At 64.1% G+C, this 23,058-nt stretch carries 23 protein-coding genes; 17 read left to right on the plus strand and 6 right to left on the minus strand.

Annotated elements, in window-relative coordinates; genetic code table 11:
• The first annotated feature begins 16 nt into the window (after positions 1-16).
• From wspR to CAG46_RS18380, 8 genes are all read left to right on the plus strand, one after another.
• Positions 17-1,021 (plus strand): Wsp signal transduction system regulator diguanylate cyclase WspR, encoded by a 1,005-nt coding sequence (wspR, locus tag CAG46_RS18350; protein ID WP_085618259.1) that lies wholly within the window; start codon positions 17-19, stop codon positions 1,019-1,021.
• 215 nt (positions 1,022-1,236) lie between these two features.
• Positions 1,237-2,332, plus strand: a protein-coding gene (prfB, locus tag CAG46_RS28315; RefSeq protein WP_108480361.1) for a peptide chain release factor 2 whose coding sequence is annotated in 2 segments (ribosomal slippage) — positions 1,237-1,308 and positions 1,310-2,332 — 1,095 coding nt in all. Because the reading frame shifts where the segments join, the coding sequence is not laid out codon by codon here.
• Positions 2,333-2,425: 93 nt separating this feature from the next.
• The gene (gene lysS, locus CAG46_RS18355) at positions 2,426-3,928 is read left to right on the plus strand and encodes a lysine--tRNA ligase (protein WP_013971217.1); all 1,503 of its coding nucleotides are present in this window, start codon (positions 2,426-2,428) and stop codon (positions 3,926-3,928) included.
• A 205-nt stretch (positions 3,929-4,133) separates the two neighbouring features.
• Positions 4,134-4,838 (plus strand): TetR/AcrR family transcriptional regulator, encoded by a 705-nt coding sequence (locus tag CAG46_RS18360; protein ID WP_025337938.1) that lies wholly within the window; start codon positions 4,134-4,136, stop codon positions 4,836-4,838.
• 29 nt (positions 4,839-4,867) lie between these two features.
• Positions 4,868-5,416 (plus strand): hypothetical protein, encoded by a 549-nt coding sequence (locus CAG46_RS18365; protein ID WP_085618261.1) that lies wholly within the window; start codon positions 4,868-4,870, stop codon positions 5,414-5,416.
• A gap of 135 nt (positions 5,417-5,551) precedes the next feature.
• Positions 5,552-6,829, plus strand: a complete 1,278-nt coding sequence (locus tag CAG46_RS18370) for a flavohemoglobin expression-modulating QEGLA motif protein (RefSeq protein ID WP_085618263.1) — start codon at positions 5,552-5,554, stop codon at positions 6,827-6,829.
• Positions 6,801-7,724 carry an alpha/beta hydrolase gene (locus CAG46_RS18375; protein WP_085618265.1) on the plus strand — a complete coding sequence of 308 codons (924 nt, stop codon included), beginning with the start codon at positions 6,801-6,803 and terminating at the stop codon, positions 7,722-7,724. The genes CAG46_RS18370 and CAG46_RS18375 overlap by 29 nt, the downstream gene beginning before the upstream one ends.
• Positions 7,721-8,047, plus strand: a complete 327-nt coding sequence (locus CAG46_RS18380; protein ID WP_003252219.1) for a hypothetical protein — start codon at positions 7,721-7,723, stop codon at positions 8,045-8,047. The genes CAG46_RS18375 and CAG46_RS18380 overlap by 4 nt, the downstream gene beginning before the upstream one ends.
• A gap of 161 nt (positions 8,048-8,208) precedes the next feature.
• Here the strand turns inward: CAG46_RS18380 and CAG46_RS18385 are convergent, their stop codons facing one another.
• The 3 genes from CAG46_RS18385 to CAG46_RS18395 form a co-directional block, all read right to left on the minus strand.
• Positions 8,209-9,000 (minus strand): OmpA family protein, encoded by a 792-nt coding sequence (locus tag CAG46_RS18385; protein ID WP_025337942.1) that lies wholly within the window; start codon positions 8,998-9,000, stop codon positions 8,209-8,211.
• A gap of 50 nt (positions 9,001-9,050) precedes the next feature.
• Positions 9,051-9,464, minus strand: a complete 414-nt coding sequence (locus tag CAG46_RS18390; RefSeq protein WP_003258911.1) for a DUF4398 domain-containing protein — start codon at positions 9,462-9,464, stop codon at positions 9,051-9,053.
• 276 nt (positions 9,465-9,740) lie between these two features.
• Entirely contained in the window at positions 9,741-10,085 is a 345-nt protein-coding gene (locus CAG46_RS18395; RefSeq protein WP_013971223.1) for a type 1 pili tip component, read from the minus strand.
• A 282-nt stretch (positions 10,086-10,367) separates the two neighbouring features.
• Between CAG46_RS18395 and ppc the strand changes: the two genes are divergently transcribed.
• From ppc to CAG46_RS18435, 7 genes are all read left to right on the plus strand, one after another.
• On the plus strand, positions 10,368-12,995 hold the full coding sequence (gene ppc, locus CAG46_RS18405) for a phosphoenolpyruvate carboxylase (protein ID WP_085618267.1): 2,628 nt from the start codon (positions 10,368-10,370) through the stop codon (positions 12,993-12,995).
• Between the two features lie 257 nt (positions 12,996-13,252).
• Positions 13,253-13,903, plus strand: a complete 651-nt coding sequence (gene adk / locus CAG46_RS18410) for an adenylate kinase (RefSeq protein WP_003259830.1) — start codon at positions 13,253-13,255, stop codon at positions 13,901-13,903.
• A 305-nt stretch (positions 13,904-14,208) separates the two neighbouring features.
• A complete protein-coding gene (gene tsaB / locus CAG46_RS18415; protein WP_085618270.1) occupies positions 14,209-14,883 on the plus strand; it encodes a tRNA (adenosine(37)-N6)-threonylcarbamoyltransferase complex dimerization subunit type 1 TsaB in 675 nt (224 codons plus the stop codon).
• Positions 14,884-15,014: 131 nt separating this feature from the next.
• Entirely contained in the window at positions 15,015-15,305 is a 291-nt protein-coding gene (locus tag CAG46_RS18420) for a hypothetical protein (RefSeq protein ID WP_025337946.1), read from the plus strand.
• A 3-nt stretch (positions 15,306-15,308) separates the two neighbouring features.
• Positions 15,309-16,178 carry a DUF72 domain-containing protein gene (locus CAG46_RS18425; RefSeq protein WP_085618272.1) on the plus strand — a complete coding sequence of 290 codons (870 nt, stop codon included), beginning with the start codon at positions 15,309-15,311 and terminating at the stop codon, positions 16,176-16,178.
• A gap of 28 nt (positions 16,179-16,206) precedes the next feature.
• The gene (locus CAG46_RS18430; protein WP_085618274.1) at positions 16,207-17,037 is read left to right on the plus strand and encodes an oxaloacetate decarboxylase; all 831 of its coding nucleotides are present in this window, start codon (positions 16,207-16,209) and stop codon (positions 17,035-17,037) included.
• A complete protein-coding gene (locus tag CAG46_RS18435) occupies positions 17,037-17,726 on the plus strand; it encodes an extensin family protein (RefSeq protein WP_085618276.1) in 690 nt (229 codons plus the stop codon). The genes CAG46_RS18430 and CAG46_RS18435 overlap by 1 nt, the downstream gene beginning before the upstream one ends.
• A 12-nt stretch (positions 17,727-17,738) precedes the next feature.
• Here the strand turns inward: CAG46_RS18435 and CAG46_RS18440 are convergent, their stop codons facing one another.
• Positions 17,739-18,359, minus strand: a complete 621-nt coding sequence (locus tag CAG46_RS18440) for a hypothetical protein (protein WP_025337950.1) — start codon at positions 18,357-18,359, stop codon at positions 17,739-17,741.
• A 103-nt stretch (positions 18,360-18,462) separates the two neighbouring features.
• On the opposite strand from CAG46_RS18440, the gene CAG46_RS18445 reads away from it, so the two are divergent.
• Positions 18,463-19,239, plus strand: coding sequence for a class I SAM-dependent methyltransferase (locus tag CAG46_RS18445; protein ID WP_025337951.1), 777 nt, complete (start codon positions 18,463-18,465; stop codon positions 19,237-19,239).
• A gap of 129 nt (positions 19,240-19,368) precedes the next feature.
• Here CAG46_RS18445 and CAG46_RS18450 read toward each other — a convergent pair whose 3' ends face one another.
• Positions 19,369-20,010 carry a TetR/AcrR family transcriptional regulator gene (locus tag CAG46_RS18450; protein WP_025337952.1) on the minus strand — a complete coding sequence of 214 codons (642 nt, stop codon included), beginning with the start codon at positions 20,008-20,010 and terminating at the stop codon, positions 19,369-19,371.
• 428 nt (positions 20,011-20,438) lie between these two features.
• On the opposite strand from CAG46_RS18450, the gene CAG46_RS18455 reads away from it, so the two are divergent.
• Positions 20,439-21,155 (plus strand): response regulator transcription factor, encoded by a 717-nt coding sequence (locus CAG46_RS18455; protein ID WP_085618298.1) that lies wholly within the window; start codon positions 20,439-20,441, stop codon positions 21,153-21,155.
• A 278-nt stretch (positions 21,156-21,433) separates the two neighbouring features.
• Here the strand turns inward: CAG46_RS18455 and CAG46_RS18460 are convergent.
• The coding region (locus CAG46_RS18460) for a DUF5801 repeats-in-toxin domain-containing protein (RefSeq protein ID WP_256575099.1) at positions 21,434-23,058 on the minus strand (1,625 nt) is incomplete at its 5' end.

Here is a 23,058-nt window from a genome sequence, read left to right on the forward strand (position 1 = left end):
GATCGGGTGAACAGGTATGAATGATTTACCGATCGAAGGTTTCACGACCCCCAACGAGAACTCGGCGATGGTGCTGCTGGTCGACGACCAGGCCATGATCGGCGAGGCGGTGCGGCGTGGCCTGGCCCATGAAGAGAACATCGACTTCCACTTCTGCGCCGACCCGCACCAGGCGGTGGCCCAGGCCGTGCGCATCAAGCCCACGGTGATTCTGCAGGACCTGATCATGCCTGGCCTGGACGGGCTGACCCTGGTACGTGAATACCGCAACAACCCGGCGACCCAGGACATCCCGATCATCGTCCTGTCGACCAAGGAAGACCCGCTGGTCAAGAGCGCGGCCTTTGCTGCCGGGGCCAACGATTACCTGGTCAAGCTGCCGGATACCATCGAGCTGGTGGCGCGCATCCGCTATCACTCGCGTTCCTACCTTACCCTGTTGCAGCGCGACGAGGCCTACCGCGCCCTGCGCGTCAGCCAGCAGCAACTGCTCGATACCAACCTGATGCTGCAGCGGCTGATGAACTCCGATGGCCTGACCGGGTTGTCCAACCGCCGCCACTTCGACGAGTACCTGGAACTGGAATGGCGCCGGGCCATGCGTGAGCAGCAGCAGTTGTCGCTGCTGATGATCGACGTGGACTACTTCAAGGCCTACAACGACAGCTTTGGCCACCTGGCCGGTGACGAGGCCTTGCGCCAGGTGGCCGAGGCGATCCGCGGCTCGTGCTCGCGGCCGACCGACCTGCCGGCGCGCTATGGTGGCGAGGAATTCGTCCTGGTATTGCCCAACACCACGCCGGGCGGGGCACGCCTGGTGGCCGAGAAGCTGCGCCAGACCGTGCTCGGCCTGGGCATCCCGCACACCGCGCCGGTGCCTGACTCGTATCTGACCGTGAGCATTGGCCTGGCCACCCAGACTCCGTCCATCGGCAGCCATAGCCGGCAACTGATTTCGGCTGCGGACAAAGGTCTGTACCAGGCCAAGAATGGCGGGCGCAACCAGGTTGGTATCGCCTGACAGGGCCTCATCGCCGGCAAGCCAGCTCCCACAGGTACAGCGTATGCCTGAGACCTGCGCTGTACCTGTGGGAGCTGGCTTGCCGGCGATAGGCCGGGGCAGGCGTTCACCTCATTCTGCCGACACCACTTCTACCGCCCGGCGGGTCTGCCGCCCTGCGGCGGACTCGGTTATACTCGCAGGCTTTTCACCGAATTCGTGCGAGTAGCCAGCCCATGGAAATCCAACCGATCCTGAACACCATCAAGGACCTCACCGAGCGTTCCCAGTCCATTCGGGGGTATCTTTGACTACGATCACAAGCATGACCGCCTGATCGAAGTCAACCGCGAGCTGGAAGACCCCAACGTCTGGAACAAGCCCGAGTACGCCCAGGCCCTGGGCCGCGAGCGTGCCATGCTGGCACAGGTCGTCGAGACCCTGGACAAGCTGTCCGGCGGCCTGGCCGACTGCCAGGACCTGCTCGACATGGCCGTCGAGGAAAATGACGAAGGCGCCGTCGGCGACGTCGTGACCGAACTGGAAGGCCTGGAAGAAAAACTGGCCCAGCTCGAGTTCCGTCGCATGTTCAGCGGCGAGATGGACATGAACAACGCCTACCTGGACATCCAGGCCGGCTCCGGTGGTACCGAGGCGCAGGACTGGGCCAACATCCTGCTGCGCATGTACCTGCGCTGGGCCGACAAGCGTGGTTTCGATGCCACCATCATCGAGCTTTCCGAAGGTGAAGTCGCCGGCATCAAGGGCGCTACCGTGCATATCAAGGGCGAGTACGCCTTCGGCTGGCTGCGCACCGAGATCGGCGTGCACCGCCTGGTGCGCAAGAGCCCGTTCGACTCCGGTGCCCGTCGCCACACCTCGTTCTCGGCGGTGTTCGTGTCGCCCGAGATCGACGACAAGGTCGAGATCGAGATCAACCCGGCCGACCTGCGTATCGACACCTACCGTTCCTCCGGTGCCGGTGGTCAGCACGTGAACACCACCGACTCGGCGGTGCGTATTACCCACGTACCGACCAACACCGTGGTGGCTTGCCAGAACGAACGCTCCCAGCACGCCAACAAGGACACCGCCATGAAAATGCTGCGGGCCAAGTTGTACGAGCTGGAAATGCAGAAGCGCAATGCCGCCTCGCAGGCGCTGGAAGACAGCAAGTCGGACATCGGCTGGGGCCACCAGATCCGCTCCTACGTGCTGGATGACTCGCGTATCAAGGACCTGCGTACCGGTGTCGAGCGCAGCGACTGCCAGAAGGTGCTGGACGGCGACCTCGACCAGTACCTGGAAGCGAGCCTCAAGCAGGGGCTGTAAACCGCACACAACCGCCGCGGTACCTGGCCTGGGGCCGGTATCGCGTGCCCTGCCCGAAAGGGGCACCGAACACCTGATGGAAAGAATGACGAAATGAGCGACCTCAAGACCGAAGCGCAAGACCTGCAACAGGAAGAAAACGCCCTGATCGCCCTGCGCAAGGAAAAGCTTGCCGCCGAGCGCGCCAAGGGCAATGCCTTCCCCAATGACTTCCGTCGCGACAGCTACTGCAACGACCTGCAGAAGCAGTATGCGGACAAGACCAAGGAAGAACTGGAAGCTGCAGCGATTCCGGTCAAGGTTGCCGGCCGCATCATGCTCAACCGCGGCTCGTTCATGGTCATTCAGGACATGACCGGCCGTATCCAGGTCTACGTCAACCGCAAGACCCTGCCGGAAGAAACCCTGGCCGCGGTCAAGACCTGGGACCTGGGCGACATCATCAGCGCCGAAGGCACCCTGGCCCGTTCCGGCAAGGGCGACCTGTACGTCGAAATGACCAACGTGCGCCTGCTGACCAAGTCGCTGCGCCCGCTGCCCGACAAGCACCACGGCCTGACCGACACCGAGCAGCGCTACCGCCAGCGTTACGTCGACCTGATGGTCAACGAAGAAACCCGCCACACCTTCCGTGTGCGTTCGCAGGTGATCTCGCACATCCGCAAGTTCCTCATCGAGCGCGACTTCCTCGAAGTCGAGACACCGATGCTGCAAACCATCCCGGGTGGTGCTGCGGCCAAGCCGTTCGAAACCCACCACAACGCCCTGGACATGGCCATGTTCCTGCGCATTGCGCCGGAGCTGTACCTCAAGCGCCTGGTGGTTGGTGGCTTCGAGAAGGTGTTCGAGATCAACCGCAACTTCCGTAACGAAGGCGTTTCGACTCGTCACAACCCTGAATTCACCATGCTCGAGTTCTACCAGGCCTACGCCGACTACCGCGACAACATGGACCTCACCGAGGAACTGTTCCGCGAGCTGGCGCAGCTGGTACTGGGCACTACCGACGTGCCGTACGGCGACAAGGTGTTCCACTTCGGCGAGCCGTTCGCCCGCCTGTCGGTATTCGACTCGATCCTCAAGTACAACCCGGAGCTGACCGCTGCCGACCTGCAGGACGTCGACCGCGCCCGCGACATCGCCAAAAAGGCCGGTGCCAAGGTGCTGGGCCACGAAGGCCTGGGCAAGCTGCAGGTGATGATTTTCGAAGAGCTGGTCGAGCACAAGCTGGAGCAGCCGCACTTCATCACCGAGTACCCGTTCGAAGTGTCGCCGCTGGCCCGTCGCAACGACGACAACCCGGCTGTTACCGACCGTTTCGAGCTGTTCATCGGTGGCCGCGAGATCGCCAACGCCTACTCCGAGCTCAACGATGCCGAAGACCAGGCCGAGCGCTTCCTGGCCCAGGTGGCCGAGAAGGACGCCGGTGACGATGAAGCCATGCACTACGACGCCGACTTCGTTCGCGCCCTGGAGTACGGCATGCCGCCGACTGCAGGTGAAGGCATCGGCATCGACCGCCTGGTGATGCTGCTGACCAACTCGCCGTCGATCCGCGACGTGATCCTGTTCCCGCACATGCGTCCGCAGGCCTGAGTGAATTGAATGAGCCGCCTTTCGAGGCGGCTTTTTCTTGCCCGTACACTTGAATTGCCTGTACCGGCCCTTTCGCGGCTAAAGCCGCTCCCACAGGGACCCCACTACCCTCAGGCTGGTGCGGTCCCTGTGGGAGCGGCTTTAGCCGCGAAGAGGCCGGCACTGACGAAACACTGTCCATGAGGTACCCTCCGTGACACCCGCAATGCCTCACCAGGGCGCCGCCGGCATCGCCACCGCCGTCGCCGAAAGCGTGCAATACCAAGGCCGCAAGACTGCCCGCCAGGGCAGCGAGCAGCGTCGCCAACTGATCCTCGACGCCGCCATGCGCATTGTCGTGCGCGATGGCGTACGCGGTGTGCGCCATCGCGCCGTCGCCGCCGAGGCCGGTGTGCCACTGTCGGCCACCACCTACTACTTCAAGGACATCGAGGACCTGCTGACCGATACCTTCGCCCAGTATGTCGAACGCAGCGCCGCCTACATGGCCAAGCTGTGGGCCAATACCGAGGTGGTGTTGCGCCAGTTGCTGGCCGAGGGTGACGGCAGCCCGCAGGCGCGGGCACGCCTGGCTGACGAGGTAGCGCGCATGACAGCCGACTACGTGCAGCGGCAACTGCTGAACCGCCGCGACTTCCTGATGGCCGAGCAGGCCTTCCGCCAGGAGGCGCTGCTGTGCCCGCGCCTGGCTCAACTGGTGTGCGCCCATGAACAGATCCTGCTGCATGGCACCCGCCAATTGCTGCAGGTGGTGGGCTCGCAGCAACCGGAACAGGACGCCCAAATGTTGACGGCGATTATCGAGCAGATGGAATATCAGGGCCTGCTCAAGGATGCGAACGCGCAAGCCGATGGGCAGATGCTCGCTATGCTTAGCCGATACCTGCAGCTGGTGCTGGCATCGGCCTGAGCCGAGACCGACTTTTCAAGGAGAACCTGATGAAAGCCTGGCGTGTGGTGTTGTTGACTTTGTCATTCCTGCTGCTGGGCGGTTGTCTGGTGACCTTCCACGAGCCCTTGCCGAGCAACCAGGCGGCGCCCAAGGCCCTGCTGGGCAAGTGGAGCAGCAAGGACGCCTGGGGCGAGCCGCTGAAGCTGGTGATCAGCCGTAGCGGCGGCGATTCCTACAAGGCAGTGGCCACGGCCAAGGGCAAGGCCCCCGAGGAATACGTGTTCACCGTGTCGCGCCACGGCAACCGCTGGTACCTGTCGGCTGGCGTGCCGAAGCGCCTGGGTGGCAACTTCCTGATCGGCGGTTTCGATATCGTCGATGGCAAGGAACTGGTGGTCTACAACCTGGATGTCGAGCAGGTGCAGCAGGCGGTGGACAAGAAGGAGCTGACCGGGCGCAGCACCGAGGTGCCGGAGGACAACGGCGACGGCGTGCTGATCGACAGCCCGTCGGCGCGGGTGCTGGCATACCTGGACGACCCGGCCAACTCCGACCTGTTCGTTGAAGTGGCGCGGTTCCAGCGCTCCGGCAAATGACCGTGCTGGCTTCTTCGCGGCTAAAGCCGCTCCCACAGGGATCGCATCGGTTTCGAGCCTGATGCAGTACCTGTGGGAGCGGCTTTAGCCGCGAAGAGGCCGGTACAGGTTTCTTGTACTAGAAAGGAGTCCCCGGTGGACGAATACCAGCAAACCATCCGTGCCCTGTCCGACCGCATCGTTGCGGCACAGACCCCGATCCGGGTCCTGGACGCGGTGAAGTGGGACGACAACATCCGCCAGGGTTTCCTCAAGGCCAAGGGCAAGGAGCCGCCGGCCGTCGACCGTGCCTACTACCAGTCGCGCCCGCTGGCGTTCGACTCCAGCGCGGTCAAGGCCGAGTTCCAGGGCATCGAGCGCGACATCATTCGCCAGCTCGGCCAGTTCAACCCGGTCGGGCAGATCATGAAGCGCATGTGCCGCGAATACCGCATGGTGGTGCGCATGCTCGAAGCGCGCGGCACCGAGGATTTCGGCCTGATCTCCCAGGAGTTGTACGGCGCTGCCTCGGATGCCTTCCACGCTGGTGATCCGACCTTGGCCGACCTCGGCCTGATGCTGTCGGACTACCTGAACAACATCGATGGCCGTGGCGACCTCAAGGACGAACCGAAGAACCTCACTGCCAAGGAGGCCGTGGAAATCCTCCAGCACCGCCTGAACAAGGTGTTCGGCGAGGCAGAGGGGACCATCCGTGTGTTCGAGTCCGACGGCATCGTCGCCGATGCCGCGGCCGGGGCCGACTACATCAAGGTGCGTGCCGACGCCATGTTCAACGCCCGTGACGTGCGCGCCCTGGAGGTGCACGAAGGGCTGGTGCATGTCGGCACCACGCTCAACGGCCTGAACCAGCCGATCTGTACCTTCCTGGCCAAGGGCCCGCCCTCGTCGACGGTGACCCAGGAAGGCCTGGCCATCCTCATGGAGGTGATCGCCTTCGCCTCCTACCCCAGCCGCCTGCGCAAGCTCACCAATCGCACCCGCGCCATCCACATGGTCGAGGAGGGTGCCGATTTCATGCAGATCTACAACTTCTTCCGCGAGCAGGGTTTCGAGATGGCGCAGAGCTACAGCAACGCCAGCCGGGTGTTCCGTGGGTCGGTGCCCAATGGCCTGCCATTTACCAAGGACTTGTCCTACCTCAAAGGCTTCATCATGGTTTACAACTACATTCAGTTGGCCGTGAAGAAGGGCAAGCTCGAACAGATCCCGTTGCTGTTCTGTGGCAAGACCACCCTGGAAGACATGCGTACCCTGCGACAGCTGGTCGAGGAAGGCCTGGTCGAGCCGCCCAAGTACCTGCCCGAGCAGTTCCGCGACCTCAACGCGCTGTCGGCCTGGATGTGCTTCTCCAACTTCCTCAACCACCTGAGCCTGGACCGCATTGAAGCCGATTACGCGAACATTCTCTGAGTGCTGCCGCCTGCTGGCCCTGGGTTTGATCCTGCTGGGCCTGGGCGGTTGCAGCAGCCTGCTGTTCTATCCCGAGCGCGGCCAGCCGTTCACGCCCGAGCGGGCCAAGCTCGAGTACCGCGATGTCACCTTGACCACTGCTGATGGCATCCGCCTGCACGGCTGGTGGTTGCCGGCCAAGGCCGGGGTCGAGGTCAAGGGCACGGTGCTGCACCTGCATGGCAATGGCGGCAACCTGCCTGGGCACCTGGGCGGCAGCTACTGGCTGCCGGAGCAGGGCTACCAGGTGTTGATGATCGATTACCGCGGCTATGGCCTGTCCCAGGGCGAGCCGAGCCTGCCCGAGGTGTACGAGGACATCGCCGCGGCCATGGCCTGGCTGGAGCAGGCGCCCGAGGTCAAGGGCAAGCCACTGGTACTGCTGGGGCAGAGCCTTGGCGGGGCCATGGCCATTCACTACCTGGCGGCCCAGCCGGAGCAGCGCCAGCGTTTCAGTGCCCTGGTGTTCGACGGTGTGCCGGCCAGTTACCGTGCAGTCGGGCGCTTTGCCCTCAGCACCTCCTGGATGACCTGGCCGCTGCAGGTGCCGCTGTCGTGGCTGGTGCCGGACGGTGACAGCGCGATCCGCTCGATCGAGCAGCTGAGCAGCCCGCCCAAGCTGTTCTTCCACAGCATCGACGACACCCTGGTGCCGATGGACAACGGCATACGCCTGTACCAGCACGCGCCAGCGCCGCGGGTGCTGCAACTGACCCGCGGTGGCCACGTGCAGACCTTCGCCGACCCGACCTGGCGCCAGGTGATGCTGCGTTTCCTCGACGACCCCAGCCATTTCAACGGCCTGCGGCGGCTGGCCGAAGTACCCAATTACCCTGACGAGAAGAACAAGCAATGAGTGAAGAACGCAACGCCATCCCGCTGATCCTGACCGGTGTCGGCAGCATCATCGTGACGGTGGGGGCCTTGTGGTACTACGGTTACCTGCATTTTGCCAAGCCCGAGGATGCCCTGTTGCTGCAGGACTTCACCATGCTCAAGACCATCCCCGGCGAGGACTACAAGGTCTCGCTGGACCCGGCGCCACAAGTGGCCCAATGCGTCGATGGTGTGCTGGTGCTGTTCGACACCCAGCAGAAAGGCCTGACCGGGGTGCTGGTGGACAACCGCAAGCGCGCGGTGCGTTGCATGGGCGAGGAAACCCCGCAGCAGGTGCAGTGAGCCATTATCTTTGCTGCCTGTACTGGCCCTTTCGCGGCTGAAGCCGCTCCTACAGGGACCGCGCCAGTCACTGTGGGAGCGGCTTTAGCCGCGAAGAGGCCGGAACAGGCAAAAGAAAGCCCCGCTTCGATCGCGGGGCTTGTCAGTTCAGCTAGCCAGCCTTACTGCTGTACCTGGCTCACCGAGCGCGGCGCCACCGGCTGGTTGTCGTTGGAGATGGTCACCTCCACCCGACGGTTCTGCGCACGCCCCGAATTGCTCGAGTTGTCCGCTACCGGATACTCCTTGCCATAGCCCTGGGCGACGATGCGCGCCGGGTCGACGCCGGCACGTACCAGTGCCATGCGCACGCTGTTGGCGCGGCGCTCCGACAGGCCCTGGTTGTAGTTGGCCGAGCCGACGCTGTCGGTGTAACCCTCGACGATCACCTTGCGTTCCGGGTTTTCCTGGAGGAACTGTGCCAGCTTGGTGACGTTCGGGTAGGCGTTGCTCTTGAGTTCGGCCTTGTTGAAGTCGAACAGCACGTCACCGAAGGTGACCAGCGTGCCGCGGTCGGTCTGCTTGGCGTTGAGGCTGTCCTGCAGCTTGGCGATCTGTGCGTCGCGGGCGTCCAGCTTGGCCTGGGCGCGCTGGGCCGAGGCGTTCTTTAGTTCGCCTTCGGCAGTGCGCAGGGCGATGGTCTGCTTGGCCACTTCGACGCGCTGGTTGGTCAGGTAGGCCAACTGGTCGACCTTCTTCTCGTCTTCACGGTCCATGTAGGCCTTGTCGGCCTTGTTCAGCCAGTCCTGGGCGTCCTTGGTCTCCAGCGCGGCAACCTTGCTCGATTGCGGGTCGCTCTGCAGCGAGGAGAAGTTGGTGCGGGCCGATTCGAGGTTGGCGTTAGGGTCGTGCGAGCAGGCAGCAAGGCCGACGCTCAGGGCCAGCAGGGCGGGAATCATGACGTAGTTGCGCATAGTGTTCATCCTTTGATCGTGTGCGAAGGCCGAGGTGGGCGGGGCAGGGCTCACTGAGCGCTGCGCAGGCCTTCCTCACGTACGTCCTGAACGCCCTGGCGGGCATCCTGCACGGCCTTCTGGGCCTTGGCCGCCTGGGCCTTGCGTTCGGCGAGGCGGGCGTCCCACTCGGCCTGTTCGGCCAGGCGCCTGGCGTCGTCGTACTTCTTGTCATGCATGGCGATCTCGGCCTGCTTGAACTTGTCCTGTGCCGCTTTCATTTCCACGGCGGCGAACTCGGTGCCGCCAGCGCTGACGGCGGAGTTCACGGCGGACTGGGTGACTGCATACTGCTCGGTGGGCGGGTTGCCCGCACAGCCGGCCAGGACCAGGCTGCTGCCCAGGGCCAGCGCTGCCAGCTTGAACCCGCGCACATGAGTGGATGAGGGTTTGTAGATGCGGGTGTTCTTGGTGGTCAGTTCCATTGGATCACTCCTGTTTACGACGTTGTCCGTAGCAGTCCATCGCTCGTTCCCTGACACGTGCACGCGCTTCAGCTCAACGGTGCACAACGGCAGGTGTGCAGGGTTTTAGCGTGATGGCTATTGGCTGTGACTGGCGCGTTTTTCGGATAGTTCAGAAAAAATCATCCTGAGCGGATAACTATTTCTGACTAATCGGTCAGTGCGATTCGCCCGGAACTTTCGCGGGGCGTAGCGGTATTCCGGGCCTTTGCCAGGCCCGGAGCGGGGGGCAGTGGGTTACTTCTCGCTGTCGGCTGCTGGGTTGCTCAGGGCGTGCAGATGCTGCCGCGAAAGTGACAGAAAGCGCGGAGTAGGACCGATGTCCTCGTACAGCGGGTCGCCTTCCTCGTCGGTGGCAATGACCTGGCGGCCTTGCACATAGGGGAAGCTGGCTTCCAGTTCCTCGAGGGCTGCCGCGACCAGCTCACCGAGCAGTTCCTCGGCGGTGCGCTTGGGGTACATGTCGATCAGCGCGGCCAGGCGCGCTTCGGACTCAAGGTCCAGATGCAGGACATGGCCCGTGGGGCTGAGGGTACCGGCGGCATTCTGTTCCCAGTGCTGGGCGAGTTCACGGATTTTCATGCTGACCTCTGTTGACGCCTGAAAGGGCTGCAATGCATGGGAGTGTCGTGCTTTCACTTTAGTTTGCTTTGGCCGATCACGGCTTGCCATCGGCGCCTGGCTGTGGGCACTCTTGGGGCGAACACCGCGCACCCCTGTGGGAGCGGGTTCACCCGCGAACACCGGCGCAGCCGGTGCCAGGCACCGCGCTGGATGCTTCGCGGGTGAACCCGCTCCCACAGGGGCTCGCGTAAAGGCTGAAAAGGGATGCAATGCGCCAGAGCCGCGCCGGAGAGAGGGCCAATGACCGATATCGATGTGCGTTTGCGTGAAGATGTCCATGTGTTGGGTGAGCTGCTCGGCGATACCATTCGCCAGCAGCATGGCGAGGCGTTCCTGCAGAAGATCGAGGACATCCGCCACAGTGCCAAGGCCGACCGCCGCGGTGCCGGCGAGCAACTGAGCTCGACCCTGGCGGACCTGGCCGATGAAGACTTGCTACCCGTGGCCAGGGCCTTCAACCAGTTCCTCAACCTGGCCAACATGGCCGAGCAGTACCAGTTGATCCGCCGCCGCGACGCCGACCAGCCCGAGCCGTTCGAGGCCCGGGTGCTGCCCGAGCTGCTGGCGCGCCTGAAGCAGGCCGGGCACAGCAATGATGCCCTGGCCCGGCAATTGGCCAAGCTCGACATCCAGCTGGTGCTCACTGCGCACCCCACCGAAGTGGCCCGCCGCACCCTGATCCAGAAGTACGACGCCATCGCCGGCCAACTGGCTGCCCAGGACCACCGCGACCTGACCCCGGCCGAACGCCAGCAGGTGCGCGAGCGCCTGCGCCGGCTGATCGCCGAGGCCTGGCACACCGAAGAAATCCGCCGCACCCGACCGACGCCGGTGGACGAAGCCAAGTGGGGCTTTGCGGTGATCGAGCATTCGCTGTGGCACGCCATCCCCAGCCACTTGCGCAAGGTCGACAAGGCCCTGCTGGAGGCTACCGGCCTGCGCCTGCCGCTGGAGGCGGCGCCGATCCGCTTCGCCTCGTGGATGGGCGGTGACCGTGATGGCAACCCCAACGTGACCGCAGCGGTCACCCGCGAAGTCCTGCTGCTGGCGCGCTGGATGGCTGCCGACCTGTTCCTGCGCGACATCGATGCGCTGGCGTCCGAGTTGTCCATGCAGCAGGCCGACGATGCCCTGCGCGAGCGGGTCGGCGACAGTGCCGAACCCTACCGTTCGCTGCTCAAGCAACTGCGCGATCGCCTGCGGGCGACGCGCGCCTGGGCGCATTCGGCATTGACCAGCAGCCAGCCGGCCAGCGCCGAGGTGCTGGTGGACAACCGCGACCTGATCGCGCCGCTGGAGCTGTGCTACCAGTCCCTGCACGCCTGCGGCATGGGTGTGATCGCCGAAGGCCCGTTGCTCGACTGCCTGCGCCGCGCCGTGACCTTCGGCCTGTTCCTGGGCCGCCTGGACGTGCGCCAGGACGCCGCCCGCCACCGTGATGCGTTGAGCGAGATTACCGACTACCTGGGCCTGGGGCGCTATGCCGACTGGGATGAAGAGCAGCGCATCGAGTTCCTCCAGGCTGAGCTGAAAAACCGCCGGCCACTGCTGCCCGCGCACTTCAAGCCGCAGGCCGATACCGCCGAGGTACTGGCCACCTGCCGCGAAATTGCCGCTGCGCCAGCCGCCTCGCTGGGCTCTTACGTCATCTCCATGGCCGGTGCTGCCTCGGATGTGCTGGCGGTGCAGCTGCTGTTGAAGGAGGCCGGCCTGACTCGGCCCATGCGCGTGGTGCCGCTGTTCGAGACCCTGGCCGACCTCGACAATGCCGGCCCGGTGATGCAGCGCCTGCTCGGCCTGCCAGGCTACCGCGCCAACCTGCGCGGCCCGCAGGAAGTGATGATCGGCTATTCCGACTCGGCCAAGGACGCTGGTACCACGGCTGCAGCCTGGGCGCAGTACCGGGCCCAGGAAAACCTGGTGCGTATCTGCGCCGAGCACCAGGTCGAGTTGCTGCTGTTCCACGGCCGTGGCGGCACGGTAGGCCGCGGCGGCGGCCCGGCCCACGCAGCGATCCTGTCGCAGCCACCGGGGTCGGTGGCGGGGCGCTTCCGCACCACCGAGCAGGGCGAGATGATCCGCTTCAAGTTCGGCTTGCCGGGTATCGCCGAGCAGAACCTGAACCTTTACCTGGCTGCGGTGCTGGAAGCCACCTTGTTGCCACCGCCCCCACCGCAGCCGGCCTGGCGCGAGGTGATGGACCAACTGGCCGCCGATGGCGTCAAGGCCTACCGCGGCGTGGTGCGGGAGAACCCCGATTTTGTCGAGTACTTCCGCCAGTCCACCCCGGAGCAGGAACTGGGGCGCCTGCCGCTGGGCAGCCGCCCGGCCAAGCGTCGCGCCGGTGGCATCGAAAGCCTGCGGGCCATCCCCTGGATCTTCGGCTGGACCCAGACCCGCCTGATGCTGCCGGCCTGGCTTGGCTGGGAAACGGCATTGAACAATGCCCTGGCCCGTGGCCAGGGTGAACTGCTGGCGCAGATGCGCGAGCAATGGCCGTTCTTCCGCACCCGCATCGACATGCTCGAGATGGTGCTGGCCAAGGCCGATGCGCAGATCGCCGAGGCCTACGACGAACGTCTAGTGCAACCGCACCTGCTGCCTTTGGGTGCGCACCTGCGCGACCTATTGTCGCAGTCGTGCCAGGTGGTACTGGGCCTTACCGGGCAGCCGGTGCTACTGGCGCACAGCCCCGAGACGCTGGAATTCATCAGCCTGCGCAATACCTACCTGGACCCGTTGCACCGCCTGCAGGCCGAGTTGCTGGCCCGCTCGCGCAGCCGCGAAGCCGCTCTGGACAGCCCGTTGGAGCAGGCCTTGCTGGTGACTGTGGCGGGTATTGCAGCCGGCCTGCGCAACACCGGCTGAGGGTAGGCCCGGGGCGCACAGGGCAGGTGCCGTGCGGGGGATGCAAGTGGGCGAAGAGGGTGGTTGCGCCGGGCGCAACCGCCTGCCAGGCCAGCCGTAGGTGGCGCATTCCTGCAACTTTGGGACGCTTGTCTGGCTGCCGGGCGCTGTGTATCTTGAGCAGCCTTCTGACCGATTTATGGTCATACCCGATTTTCCGGACTTGGCCCTGGTCGCCGAATCCATTGAATTTCATAAAAAAATTTGAGGAGCACGAGATGCGCGTAATTCTGCTGGGAGCTCCCGGGGCCGGTAAAGGTACTCAGGCAAAGTTCATCACCGAAAAGTTCGGTATCCCCCAGATTTCCACCGGTGACATGCTGCGTGCCGCCGTCAAGGCCGGTACCCCGCTGGGCCTGGAACTGAAGAAAGTCATGGATGCCGGCCAGCTGGTCTCCGACGAGTTGATCATCAGCCTGGTCAAGGAGCGCATCGCCCAGCCTGATTGCGCCAAGGGCTGCCTGTTCGACGGCTTCCCACGTACCATCCCGCAAGCCGAAGCCATGGTAGCTGCCGGTGTCGACATCGACGCCGTCGTGGAAATCGCCGTGGACGACGAGGAAATCGTCGGCCGCATGGCTGGCCGCCGCGTGCACCTGGCCTCGGGCCGCACCTACCACATTCAGTACAACCCGCCGAAAGTGGAAGGCAAGGACGACGAGACGGGTGAAGACCTGATCCAGCGTGATGACGACAAGGAAGAGACCGTTCGCCATCGCCTGTCGGTCTACCACAGCCAGACCAAGCCGCTGGTGGACTTCTACCAGAAGCTGTCCGCCGCCAATGCCGGCAAGCCGAAGTACAGCCACATCGAAGGCGTCGGCTCGGTCGAAGCCATCACTGCCAAGGTCCTGGCAGCCCTGAGCTGATCCAGCGCCCGACGCACCTCGACAACGGCCCGCTTGCGGGCCGTTGTCGTTTGTGGCCCTGTTGCCACATGCGATCCCTGTAGGAGCGGCCTTGTGTCGCGATGGGGCGCGCAGCGGCCCCAAAAACTCAGCTTCGCCGCGAAAATTGCAGGGGCCGCTTTGCGGCCCATCGCGACACAAGGCCGCTCCTACAGGGACCGCGCCAGCCGAGCGGGCAATGGCCGTACAGCTGCCCCTTCGGGACACAACGCCGCCGCTGCTCTATACTGCCGCTCTTTTCCCCCTAGTACCTGGATACCCGTTCGATGACCACCCTCCTGGCCCTGGATACCGCCACCGAAGCCTGTTCCGTCGCACTGCTGCATGACGGCAAGGTAACCAGCCATTACGAGGTGATCCCGCGCATGCATGCCCAGAAGCTGCTGCCGATGATCAAGCAGCTGCTGGCCGAGTCCGGCGTGGCGCTGAATGCGCTGGATGCCATCGCCTTTGGTCGTGGCCCGGGCGCGTTCACCGGCGTGCGCATTGCCATCGGTGTGGTCCAGGGCCTGGCCTTCGCCCTGGAGCGCCCGGTTTTGCCGGTGTCCAACCTGGCCGCACTGGCTCAGGGCGCGTTGCGCGAGCACGGCGTGCAGCAAGTGGCGGCCGCCATCGATGCGCGCATGGATGAAGTGTATTGGGGCTGCTACAAGGCCGCCGACGGCGAAATGCGCCTGGTCGGCCAGGAGGCAGTGCTGCCGCCCGAGCAGGTGTTGCTGCCGGCGGGCAGCGCTGGCGAGTGGTTCGGTGCCGGTACCGGTTGGGGCTATGCCGAGCGCCTGGCGGTGCAGGTGGCAGCCAGCAATGCCAGTGCCTTGCCCAACGCCCTGGACATCCTCAGCCTGGCCAGCTTTGCCTGGGCACGCGGTGAGGCGATCGTTGCCGAACAGGCACAACCGGTCTACCTGCGCGATAATGTAGCGACACCCAAGAAGCGCTGAGTGTTGTTCGTCGGTTATCGCCGATGACACTAAAACCTTTTGCGCGATCTGTGGTCCAGTTATCACTCGAGCATTAGCGATGGAACCCTGATGCTGCTAAATTGCCATCATTGGTTCTGAGTGCTCATGCCATGCGTATCGACGGTTTCTCATCGCAGTCCTACCCGATCAAGCGCACCCCACGCAAGGCAGCGGTGCGTGACGAGGCCATCGATGATGCCGAGGTGATCGAGGAGGTCGAAACCGCCCCTCAGGAAGCCACCGCCCGCCGTCGCAGCGGTGGCCTGCCAGCCCGCCAGCAGGACATGATCTTCCCCCGCGCCCGTGACCGCCGCACCGCTACCGCATTGGCCAGCTACCTGAGCACCGCCGGTTTTACCGACTGGGACATGGAAGTACTGGGGCTCGACCTGTACATTTAGTGGATGAGTCCATCACCACTGCCTTATTTTCTCGGTTGCCCGTCCTGGAGCGAAAACGCCTGGCGCGACTACCTGTATCCCGCCGACGCCAACAGCAGTGAAATGCTCGGCTACTACAGCCAGGTGTTCAACGCCGTCGAGGGCAATACCACTTTCTACGCACGTCCCGCACCCGGCACCATTGCGCGCTGGGCGCAGATCATGCCCGAACACTTCCGCTTCACTGCCAAGTTCCCCCGGGACATCAGCCATGAAGGCGACCTGCGCGATCAGCTGGAACCGGCCTTTGACTTCACCCGCCTGATGGCCCCGCTGGGCCAGCGCGTAGCGCCGTACTGGCTACAGTTGCCGGCCCAGTTCAGCCCCGCACGGCTGGGCGAGCTTTGCCACTTCCTTGACGAAGTCGGAGTGCCGGTGGCCGTGGAGGTGCGCAACCAGGCCTTCTTCGCTAAGGGTGAAGAAGAGCGGTTGCTCAACCGCCTGCTGCATGAGCGTGGCGTGGAGCGTATCTGCCTCGACCCGCGCGCCTTGTTCAGCTGCACCTCTCGTGACCCCGCCGTGCTGCATGCGCAGGCGAAGAAGCCCAAGGTGCCGCCACGCCCGGCAGCCTTCAGCCAGCACCCGCAGGTGCGCTTCATCGGCCACCCGCAGCTGGAGGCCAACGAGGCCTTTCTTACCCCCTGGGTGGACAAGGTCGCCGCCTGGGTCGAGGAAGGCCGCAACCCCTACATCTTCCTGCACACCTCGGACAACCGCCTGGCAGCGGCGTTGGCCCAGCGCTTTCACCAACGCCTGATGCAGCGCCTGCCGGGCCTTGCCGCGTTGCCGGAATTGCCGCGCACCCCCGAGGTCGAACAACTGGGGCTACTCTGACCTTTCCCTGACTGCCGGAGGTTGAACCATGGATGTGCAAACCCTGCGAGCCGAAGCCTTCAAGGCCCTGCACGAGCGTGACAGCGCCTTCGTCATCCCCAACCCGTGGGATGCCGGCTCGGCCAAGGTGCTGGCCAGCCTGGGCTTCGAGGCGCTGGCCACCACCAGTGCCGGCCTGGCTTTCAGCCTGGGCCGTCCGGACGCCGAAGGCGCCTTGAGCCTGGACGATACCCTCGATAATGCTGGCGAGATTGTCGACGCTACCCCCTTGCCGGTGGCCGCTGACCTGGAGAACGGCTTTGGCGACCTGCCCGAAGATTGTGCCCAGACCATTCTGCGGGCCGCAGAAGTCGGCTTGGTGGGTGGCTCTATCGAGGATGCCAGTGGTCACAGCGATACGCCGATCTATGATTTCGGGCTGGCAGTAGAGCGTGTGCGCGCAGCCGTGCAGGCCGCACGCAGCCTGCCGTTCCCGTTCACCCTGTGCGCCCGGGCAGAGAACCTGCTGCACGGGCGCATGGACCTGGACGACACCATCCTGCGCCTGCAGGCCTATGCCGAGGCTGGGGCTGATGTGCTCTATGCGCCCGGGCTGCGTACTGTCGAGGAAATCCGCGCGGTGGTGCAGGCCGTCGCGCCGCGGCCGGTGAATGTGCTGATGGGCATGGCGGGCGTGCCGCTGAGCGTCAACCAGTTGCAGGACCTGGGTGTACGCCGCATCAGCGTCGGCTCGTCGCTTGCCCGTGCCGCGTTGGGGGCCTTCCACCGGGCCGCGCTGGAGATTCGCGATGAGGGCACCTTCGGCTACGGTGAGCAGGCGCTGCCGTTCGCCCAACTCAACGACCTGTTCCGCCGTTGATGAAGGCCGTGCTGGCGTTGCTGGCCGGCCTGTCGGTGCTTGCGGGGCTGGCCTGGCACCTGGGTTGGCGGCTGCCCGCCGCGTGGAACCCGTGGGCGCCGCTGGACGTGCGTCAGCCCCCCAACCTGCTGACCCCCTACAAGCTGTCCCGCCTTCGTGATGACCCGACGCTGTGTCGCCTGGCACTTCAAACCAGCCAGCTGCGCTACCGGGCACAAGCCGACAGTTCGGCTGCTGCCGACTGCCCATTGCGAAACGTATGGCGTATCGACGGTGGTCAGGCGCGGCTCGGCGGCAGCTTCCTGGCCAGTTGTCCGTTGGCAGTGGCGTATGCACTGTTCGAAAACCATGGCCTGCAGCCTGTGGCGCAACGGGTGTTGGGGCAGCCGGTGGCTCAGGTCGACCACCTGGGCAGTTTTGCCTGCCGCAATGTCTATCACCGCAAGCAGGGCCGGCTGAGCCAGCACGCCACGGCCGATGCCTTGGACATCAGTGGCTTTCGCCTGCGGGACGGCCAGCGCATCGTCCTTGCGCGGGACTGGCAGGCGGGCGGGCAGAAAGCGGAATTCCTTCGCCAGGTGCGGCAGGCGGCCTGTGACAGCTTCAGCACGGTACTGGGGCCGGACTACAACGCTGCACACCACAACCACTTTCATGTGGACATGGGCCGCTGGCAGATCTGTCGTTGAGCGTGGGCCCGATCAGGCGTGGGCGCGCACGTTGTTCAGCACCACCGGGCGTGCCCAGTGGATGTCGAACTCCAGGTCGGTCTGCTGCTTGGCCAGGGTGGCGTCATCGAACGGTTCGGGCGCCGGGTCCAGCAGGTTGGTCTCGAACTCGGCGATCGGCAGGAACAGCGAGCGTGGGGTAGGACCGGGGCCGGGTTCGGCAATCGGGTGACCTTGGCTCATCACCACCGGGCGTAGCCAGCTGTTGCTGATGTCGAGCTGGCGCTGCTGCTCGATCAACTCGACTGCGCTGAACGGCTCGGGGGCGGGCGGCAGCAGGTTGGCTTCGAGTTCTGCCTTGGGCAGGAACAGTGGCTCGGGCGGTGCCACCTCGGTGTCGTGTACCGGGCAGGCACGCTGGGCGTCGATCAGGGCCAGCGCACGGGCGCCGCCGATCGGCTCGCCGCTGCTCTGGTCGTATTGCACGAACGACTGGCTGACGCTGTCTACCGGCTCTTCCTGCTGCTCGGCCATGGCCCGGGCAAAGAAATCCTGCCACAGGTGGCTGACGCCCCCGAGTGCCTGGGTGTTGTGCTGACTGTAGTTGCCGACAGGCGACAGGTAGGTCAAGCCGATGGGAAGAGTATCTGACATGGCAGTCGCGCGCGTTGTGCTCTGGCAGAATAGCGGGATATTGCCTGTATCGGCCGAAGTAGCCGATACATTAACGGCTGGGTTCAATTTCTAGGTGTGAATGATGGAAGAGCAGGGCACAGGTATCCGGGTCGAGGCGCTGTCGGCTGAATTCGAGGCGCAAGCTGCTGCGTGGGCACAGCGCCTTGAGTTGCCGCTGCAGGACGATGCTGCCGGGTTTGCCGTGCAGGTGGGCGTCGATGGCTTGCAGATCCAGCAATTGGGCCCGCAGGCCCCGGGGCCGGTGCGGGTCGACTTTGTCGAAGGCCAGGCCGCGCACCGGCGCATGTTCGGTGGTGGCAACGGGCAGATGATCGCCAAGGCGGTGGGCATTGCCCAAGGCGTGCGTCCGCAGGTGCTGGATGCCACTGCCGGGCTGGGCAAGGACGCGTTCGTGCTGGCCAGCCTGGGCTGCCAGATGACCCTGATCGAACGCCAGCCGCTGATTGCCGCATTGCTGGAGGATGGCCTGGCGCGGGCGCGGTCGGATGAAGAGGTGGGGCCGATCGTGGGGCGCATGCGCCTGCTGACCGGCAACGCCATCGAGCGCATGCGCGCCTGGGAAGGCGAGGCGCCACAGGTGATCTACCTCGACCCGATGTTCCCGCACCGGGACAAGAGTGCGCTGGTGAAGAAGGAGATGCGTGTGTTCCGGCCCTTGGTCGGTGATGACCTGGATGCCCCGGCCCTGCTCGAAGCTGCCCTGGCGCTGGCCAGCCACCGGGTGGTGGTGAAGCGGCCGCGCAAGGCGCCGATCATCGACGGGCCGAAGCCGAGCCACAGCCTGGAGGGCAAGTCGAGCCGGTATGACATTTACCCGAAGAAGGCACTCAAGGCCTGATTTGGCTATGCCTGTTCGGGCCTCTTCGCGGGTAAACCCGCTCCCACAGGTGCTGTACAAACTTCAAGATCACATCGACCCTGTGGGAGCGGGTTTACCCGCGAAGAGGCCCGCACAGACAGCCTGATCTCAGGGCTGGAATGCCCGCAGGAACACACCTACCACCTCGCGCACATGCGCCTCGGCCTCATCCCCCTCCAGCGGCCCCGCGCACCCAAGCAGCAACCGGTAATCCGGTGCGCCCTTGACCAGGCAGAAGAAGTGCTCCGCCGCACGCAGCGGGTTGTCGATGCGCAGCAGCCCGCGCTCGTGCGCCCCGCGCAGCAAAGCTTCCATCCCCGCCAGCACGCGCTTGGGCCCGGCTTCGTAGAAGTACTCGCCAAAGCTCGGGTCCAGGCTGCCCTGGGCCATGATCAGGCGGCTGAGCTTGACCGCTTCATCGCTGCTGATCAGCGCCTGGAAGCCACGGGCAATGGTCAGCAGCACCTCTTCCACCGGCGCCCCCTCGGGGTACTCGAACAGCAGGTCGGGCAACTGGATCTGGCAGGTTGCCATGACCGCCGAGCAGAACAGCGTCTGCTTGTCGGTGAAGTGGCTGTATACGGTGAGCTTTGAAACACCTGCCGCCGCAGCGACCGCATCCATGCTGGTGTTGGCGTAGCCAAGGCTGAGGAACAGGGCCTTGGCTGCTTCGAGAATCGCCTCGCGTTTGGCCAGATCCTTGGGCCGGCCCGGGCCGATGGGGGCGTCGTTGGACATTGTGGTCTGCATCTGGTTGAAGAAACACCATCTTAACGGGTCAGGCGCCATCCGGCTAAAGCCTGCGGACAAAACCTGCTGTTTGTCAGCGAAAAGCTGATCGACAGTGAGGTAGGAGATCGAGTGCAACAAAAGCCCAACGCATGGCGAAAAATTGACGGGATCATTTTAGCGTTCGTAAGTTCGCACCATTCGTCGTTTAATTGACTTTTCGTCTGGTGCAGAAATGCGCCCAGGGGAGGGGGCGACAAGTCTAAGTCCTTGATTTTCAGGCCCGGGACGCGGTAAGTGAGGCGCCGATGCACACGCGCCTCGAGGCGCTGCCTTACGGCGCAAGGACCTGTCAGTCCGCGCGCTGACCTAGACTCCGCTGAAGGGCCTGTAGGAGAAGGCTTACAAGGGGAGGACATGGAGCGTTTTTCATGGGAGGCAGGAAGATGATGCCGGACCCAATAAAAATGATACGCGTGATGCTGATCGATTGTCGGCCTCTGGTGCTGCTGGGGCTTCACGACCTGATAAATGCCAGAAAACCCCGTATGGAAGTGAGTGGCCAGGCCATCACCTATACCCATGCGCTGGATCTTGCCGATCAGTTGCGGCCCGATGTCATTTTCTTCAGCTTTTTTCCAGATGCGCTGGACCCGCTCGGGGTAGTTGCCGAACTCGCGCGCACTGGCGGAATGAAAGTGCTGGTGCTCAAGGGGGTGTACGAGACCGTCCCCGTTGCCCAGGCCATCGAGGCGGGCGCGCTTGGCATCGTGCTGGCCGAGGATTCAACGGAGTCGATTATCCAGGCCATCATCAAAGTCCACCATTGCGACATCAGGCTGGACAGAGCCTGGGTCAGTGGGCTTTCCGGTTATGCCTCGGCCAGGCATATACCGTTCAGGTGCAATCCGGCGCAGGCGAAACATGCACGGCTGACGTTGCGCGAGCGGGAACTCGTCCGCGCCATCGTTGGTGACCCGTCCGCCAAGTACCTGTGCATCGCCGGGCGCCTGGGTATCAGCGAGCACACCGTGCACAATCACCTCAGCAGCATCTATCAGAAGCTCAACCTTACCAACCGCATCGACTTGCTGATGTATGCGGTGCGGCACGGACTCACCGGTGGCGAAGAGCCGCCTGCGTCCACATGGGGGGAGATGGACTGAATGCCCAGTGGCCAGGGCCTTTGGGGGCGAAGCTTGTCGTATCCTGCAAAAGAACACGCTGCGAAGGTAATGCCAGTCAGTTAGCGTCATTGGGGCTGCTGCGCAGCCCATCGCCGGCAAGCCGGGCTCCCACAGGGACCGCGAAAATCTTGAGGTCTTGTGGGAGCGGGCAAGCCCGCGAAGGGCCGCAAAGCGGCCCCAAATCGCTTAACTGACTGGCATTACTCTGCAAGGGTGGTTTCCAGGCCACCCTCGCAGCTTTTCACGCACGCAATGTTTCAGGCGCTGCCATTGAAGATGTCGTTGTTGACGATATCGACCCCGACCAGGGTGATGGTCGTCGTCTGCCCGCCGGATTCGGCAATGGTCACGATGCTGTCTGCGCCATTGTTGTCGATCGACTGGACGACGGCATTTGGATCGCCATTGAGCACCAGCGTGTCTCGTTGCCCCGCGCCGGCATCGAACCCGCTGACCTGGTAGAGGAGCTCATCGGTCGACAGGTCGATGTTGAAGGCATCGCGCTCGCCGGTCGTGCCAACCAGGGTGAAGTCGAACGGCGCGTTGTCCGGCTCGTTGGCGAACAGGTTAGCGTCGAACGTGCTACTCGCGGAGTCGCCATCTTTGTCCGTCAGCGTCGCACTGAACTGCAATTTGACGTCGCTGGCCAGGTTCTCGGTTTCCTTGATGAACTCGATCACCGGGATCTTGATGTCGCCTCGCCCCATCGTCAGTTGAACGGCGTCGATCAGCGTCGAGCCTTCCTTCTGGACCAGGAAGGACACCTGACCACCTGCCTCTGGTGTCAGGGTATTCACCTCGGTCAGGTTCGACGTCGTCCCATCCGCGTAGTAGATCCGGTAGTACAGGTCCTCGGTCGCGGTGTTGTAGCCCGCTACGGAGTTGTCGATGAAGATCTTCATGCCCGTCAACAGCGTCTCAGGGTTGATCACGAAGCTCTCATCGGCGGCGCTGATCGCTACCAGGTTATCGCCCTGGAGCAGGTTGTTGGCGACGCCGATACCGGACGTGCTGACGTTCATGGCCGCAGGGTCGATGTACGACGGCAGGGGATTGGTCTGTAGCGAAGCTTCGGTCGGGTCGGGGGCCCCGAGGCCTATGCCGGTGAAAATGTCTGCCGTCGAGGCGAGTGCTTTGGCGGAGAAGAACACGATCTCCTCGGATGCCGATGGAATGGTCGGGTCGTTCGTTTTAGGGATCAGCAAGGTGCGCACAGGGTCCGGGCCGCCGGCATCGAGCGAGCCGTCGGCACTGCTGAAGGTGGTGACCGAACTGAAGCCTTGCACCAGGTCCAGTGTATAGCTGCCATTGGCAAAGGCCGTCAGCGTGTAGTCGATCGTGGTGTTGGCCGTTGTGGCGTTATTGTCGAAGTCCCCGGTCAGGGTGCCGGTGAAGTGGAACGCACCATTGGCGTCGGGCGAAGGCGACGTCTCGGTGAGTGTGCCGGTGCCGGTCGTGGTGGTGCTGTCTGGCCTGACCAGCGTGAACTGGCCACCCACCAGCGAAATGTCCAGACCGGTCGTTCCCAGGCCGTCGGCGCCGATCGTACTGTTCCAGAACCCATATTGCGGCAGGATACTCCCGGTTCCGATCAGGTTGCCGAAGGCAAGTGTGGGTCCATCATCGTGGAACACCAGGTTCTGCCCGATGTTCAGGGTGGCCTGGGCGCTGTCGCCGTCTTTGTCGGTCTTGGTCGCGGTCAAGGTCACCAGGTTGTCGGCGGTCAGAGTCTTCGAGTCATCGGGGTTGCTGGCGTCGGGGTGCACGATGGCGCGGAGCTGGTCGAGGGTAACGGAACCGTTGCTGGCGACGCTGACGGTGAACACCAGAAGGTTGGTGGTGGCCGTGCGGCCTTCCACCACGGTGCCGTTGAGCGACAGGT

The sequence above is a fragment of the Pseudomonas sp. B23(2017) genome, from assembly GCF_002113725.1.
Lineage (GTDB): Bacteria > Pseudomonadota > Gammaproteobacteria > Pseudomonadales > Pseudomonadaceae > Aquipseudomonas > Aquipseudomonas putida_Z.

Bases quoted from the DNA above. Each gene is read 5' to 3' on its own strand.
- CAG46_RS18420 (WP_025337946.1), top strand. From the start codon at position 15,015: ATGCGTATCGACGGTTTCTCATCGCAGTCCTACCCGATCAAGCGCACC.
- adk (WP_003259830.1), top strand. From the start codon at position 13,253: ATGCGCGTAATTCTGCTGGGAGCTCCCGGGGCCGGTAAAGGTACTCAG.
- CAG46_RS18445 (WP_025337951.1), top strand. From the start codon at position 18,463: ATGGAAGAGCAGGGCACAGGTATCCGGGTCGAGGCGCTGTCGGCTGAA.
- lysS (WP_013971217.1), top strand. From the start codon at position 2,426: ATGAGCGACCTCAAGACCGAAGCGCAAGACCTGCAACAGGAAGAAAAC.
- CAG46_RS18455 (WP_085618298.1), top strand. From the start codon at position 20,439: ATGCCGGACCCAATAAAAATGATACGCGTGATGCTGATCGATTGTCGG.
- CAG46_RS18450 (WP_025337952.1), bottom strand. From the start codon at position 20,010: ATGCAGACCACAATGTCCAACGACGCCCCCATCGGCCCGGGCCGGCCC.
- CAG46_RS18395 (WP_013971223.1), bottom strand. From the start codon at position 10,085: ATGAAAATCCGTGAACTCGCCCAGCACTGGGAACAGAATGCCGCCGGT.
- CAG46_RS18430 (WP_085618274.1), top strand. From the start codon at position 16,207: ATGGATGTGCAAACCCTGCGAGCCGAAGCCTTCAAGGCCCTGCACGAG.
- wspR (WP_085618259.1), top strand. From the start codon at position 17: ATGAATGATTTACCGATCGAAGGTTTCACGACCCCCAACGAGAACTCG.
- CAG46_RS18360 (WP_025337938.1), top strand. From the start codon at position 4,134: ATGCCTCACCAGGGCGCCGCCGGCATCGCCACCGCCGTCGCCGAAAGC.
- CAG46_RS18365 (WP_085618261.1), top strand. From the start codon at position 4,868: ATGAAAGCCTGGCGTGTGGTGTTGTTGACTTTGTCATTCCTGCTGCTG.
- CAG46_RS18390 (WP_003258911.1), bottom strand. From the start codon at position 9,464: ATGGAACTGACCACCAAGAACACCCGCATCTACAAACCCTCATCCACT.
- CAG46_RS18440 (WP_025337950.1), bottom strand. From the start codon at position 18,359: ATGTCAGATACTCTTCCCATCGGCTTGACCTACCTGTCGCCTGTCGGC.
- tsaB (WP_085618270.1), top strand. From the start codon at position 14,209: ATGACCACCCTCCTGGCCCTGGATACCGCCACCGAAGCCTGTTCCGTC.
- CAG46_RS18385 (WP_025337942.1), bottom strand. From the start codon at position 9,000: ATGCGCAACTACGTCATGATTCCCGCCCTGCTGGCCCTGAGCGTCGGC.
- CAG46_RS18380 (WP_003252219.1), top strand. From the start codon at position 7,721: ATGAGTGAAGAACGCAACGCCATCCCGCTGATCCTGACCGGTGTCGGC.
- CAG46_RS18435 (WP_085618276.1), top strand. From the start codon at position 17,037: ATGAAGGCCGTGCTGGCGTTGCTGGCCGGCCTGTCGGTGCTTGCGGGG.
- CAG46_RS18425 (WP_085618272.1), top strand. From the start codon at position 15,309: ATGAGTCCATCACCACTGCCTTATTTTCTCGGTTGCCCGTCCTGGAGC.
- ppc (WP_085618267.1), top strand. From the start codon at position 10,368: ATGACCGATATCGATGTGCGTTTGCGTGAAGATGTCCATGTGTTGGGT.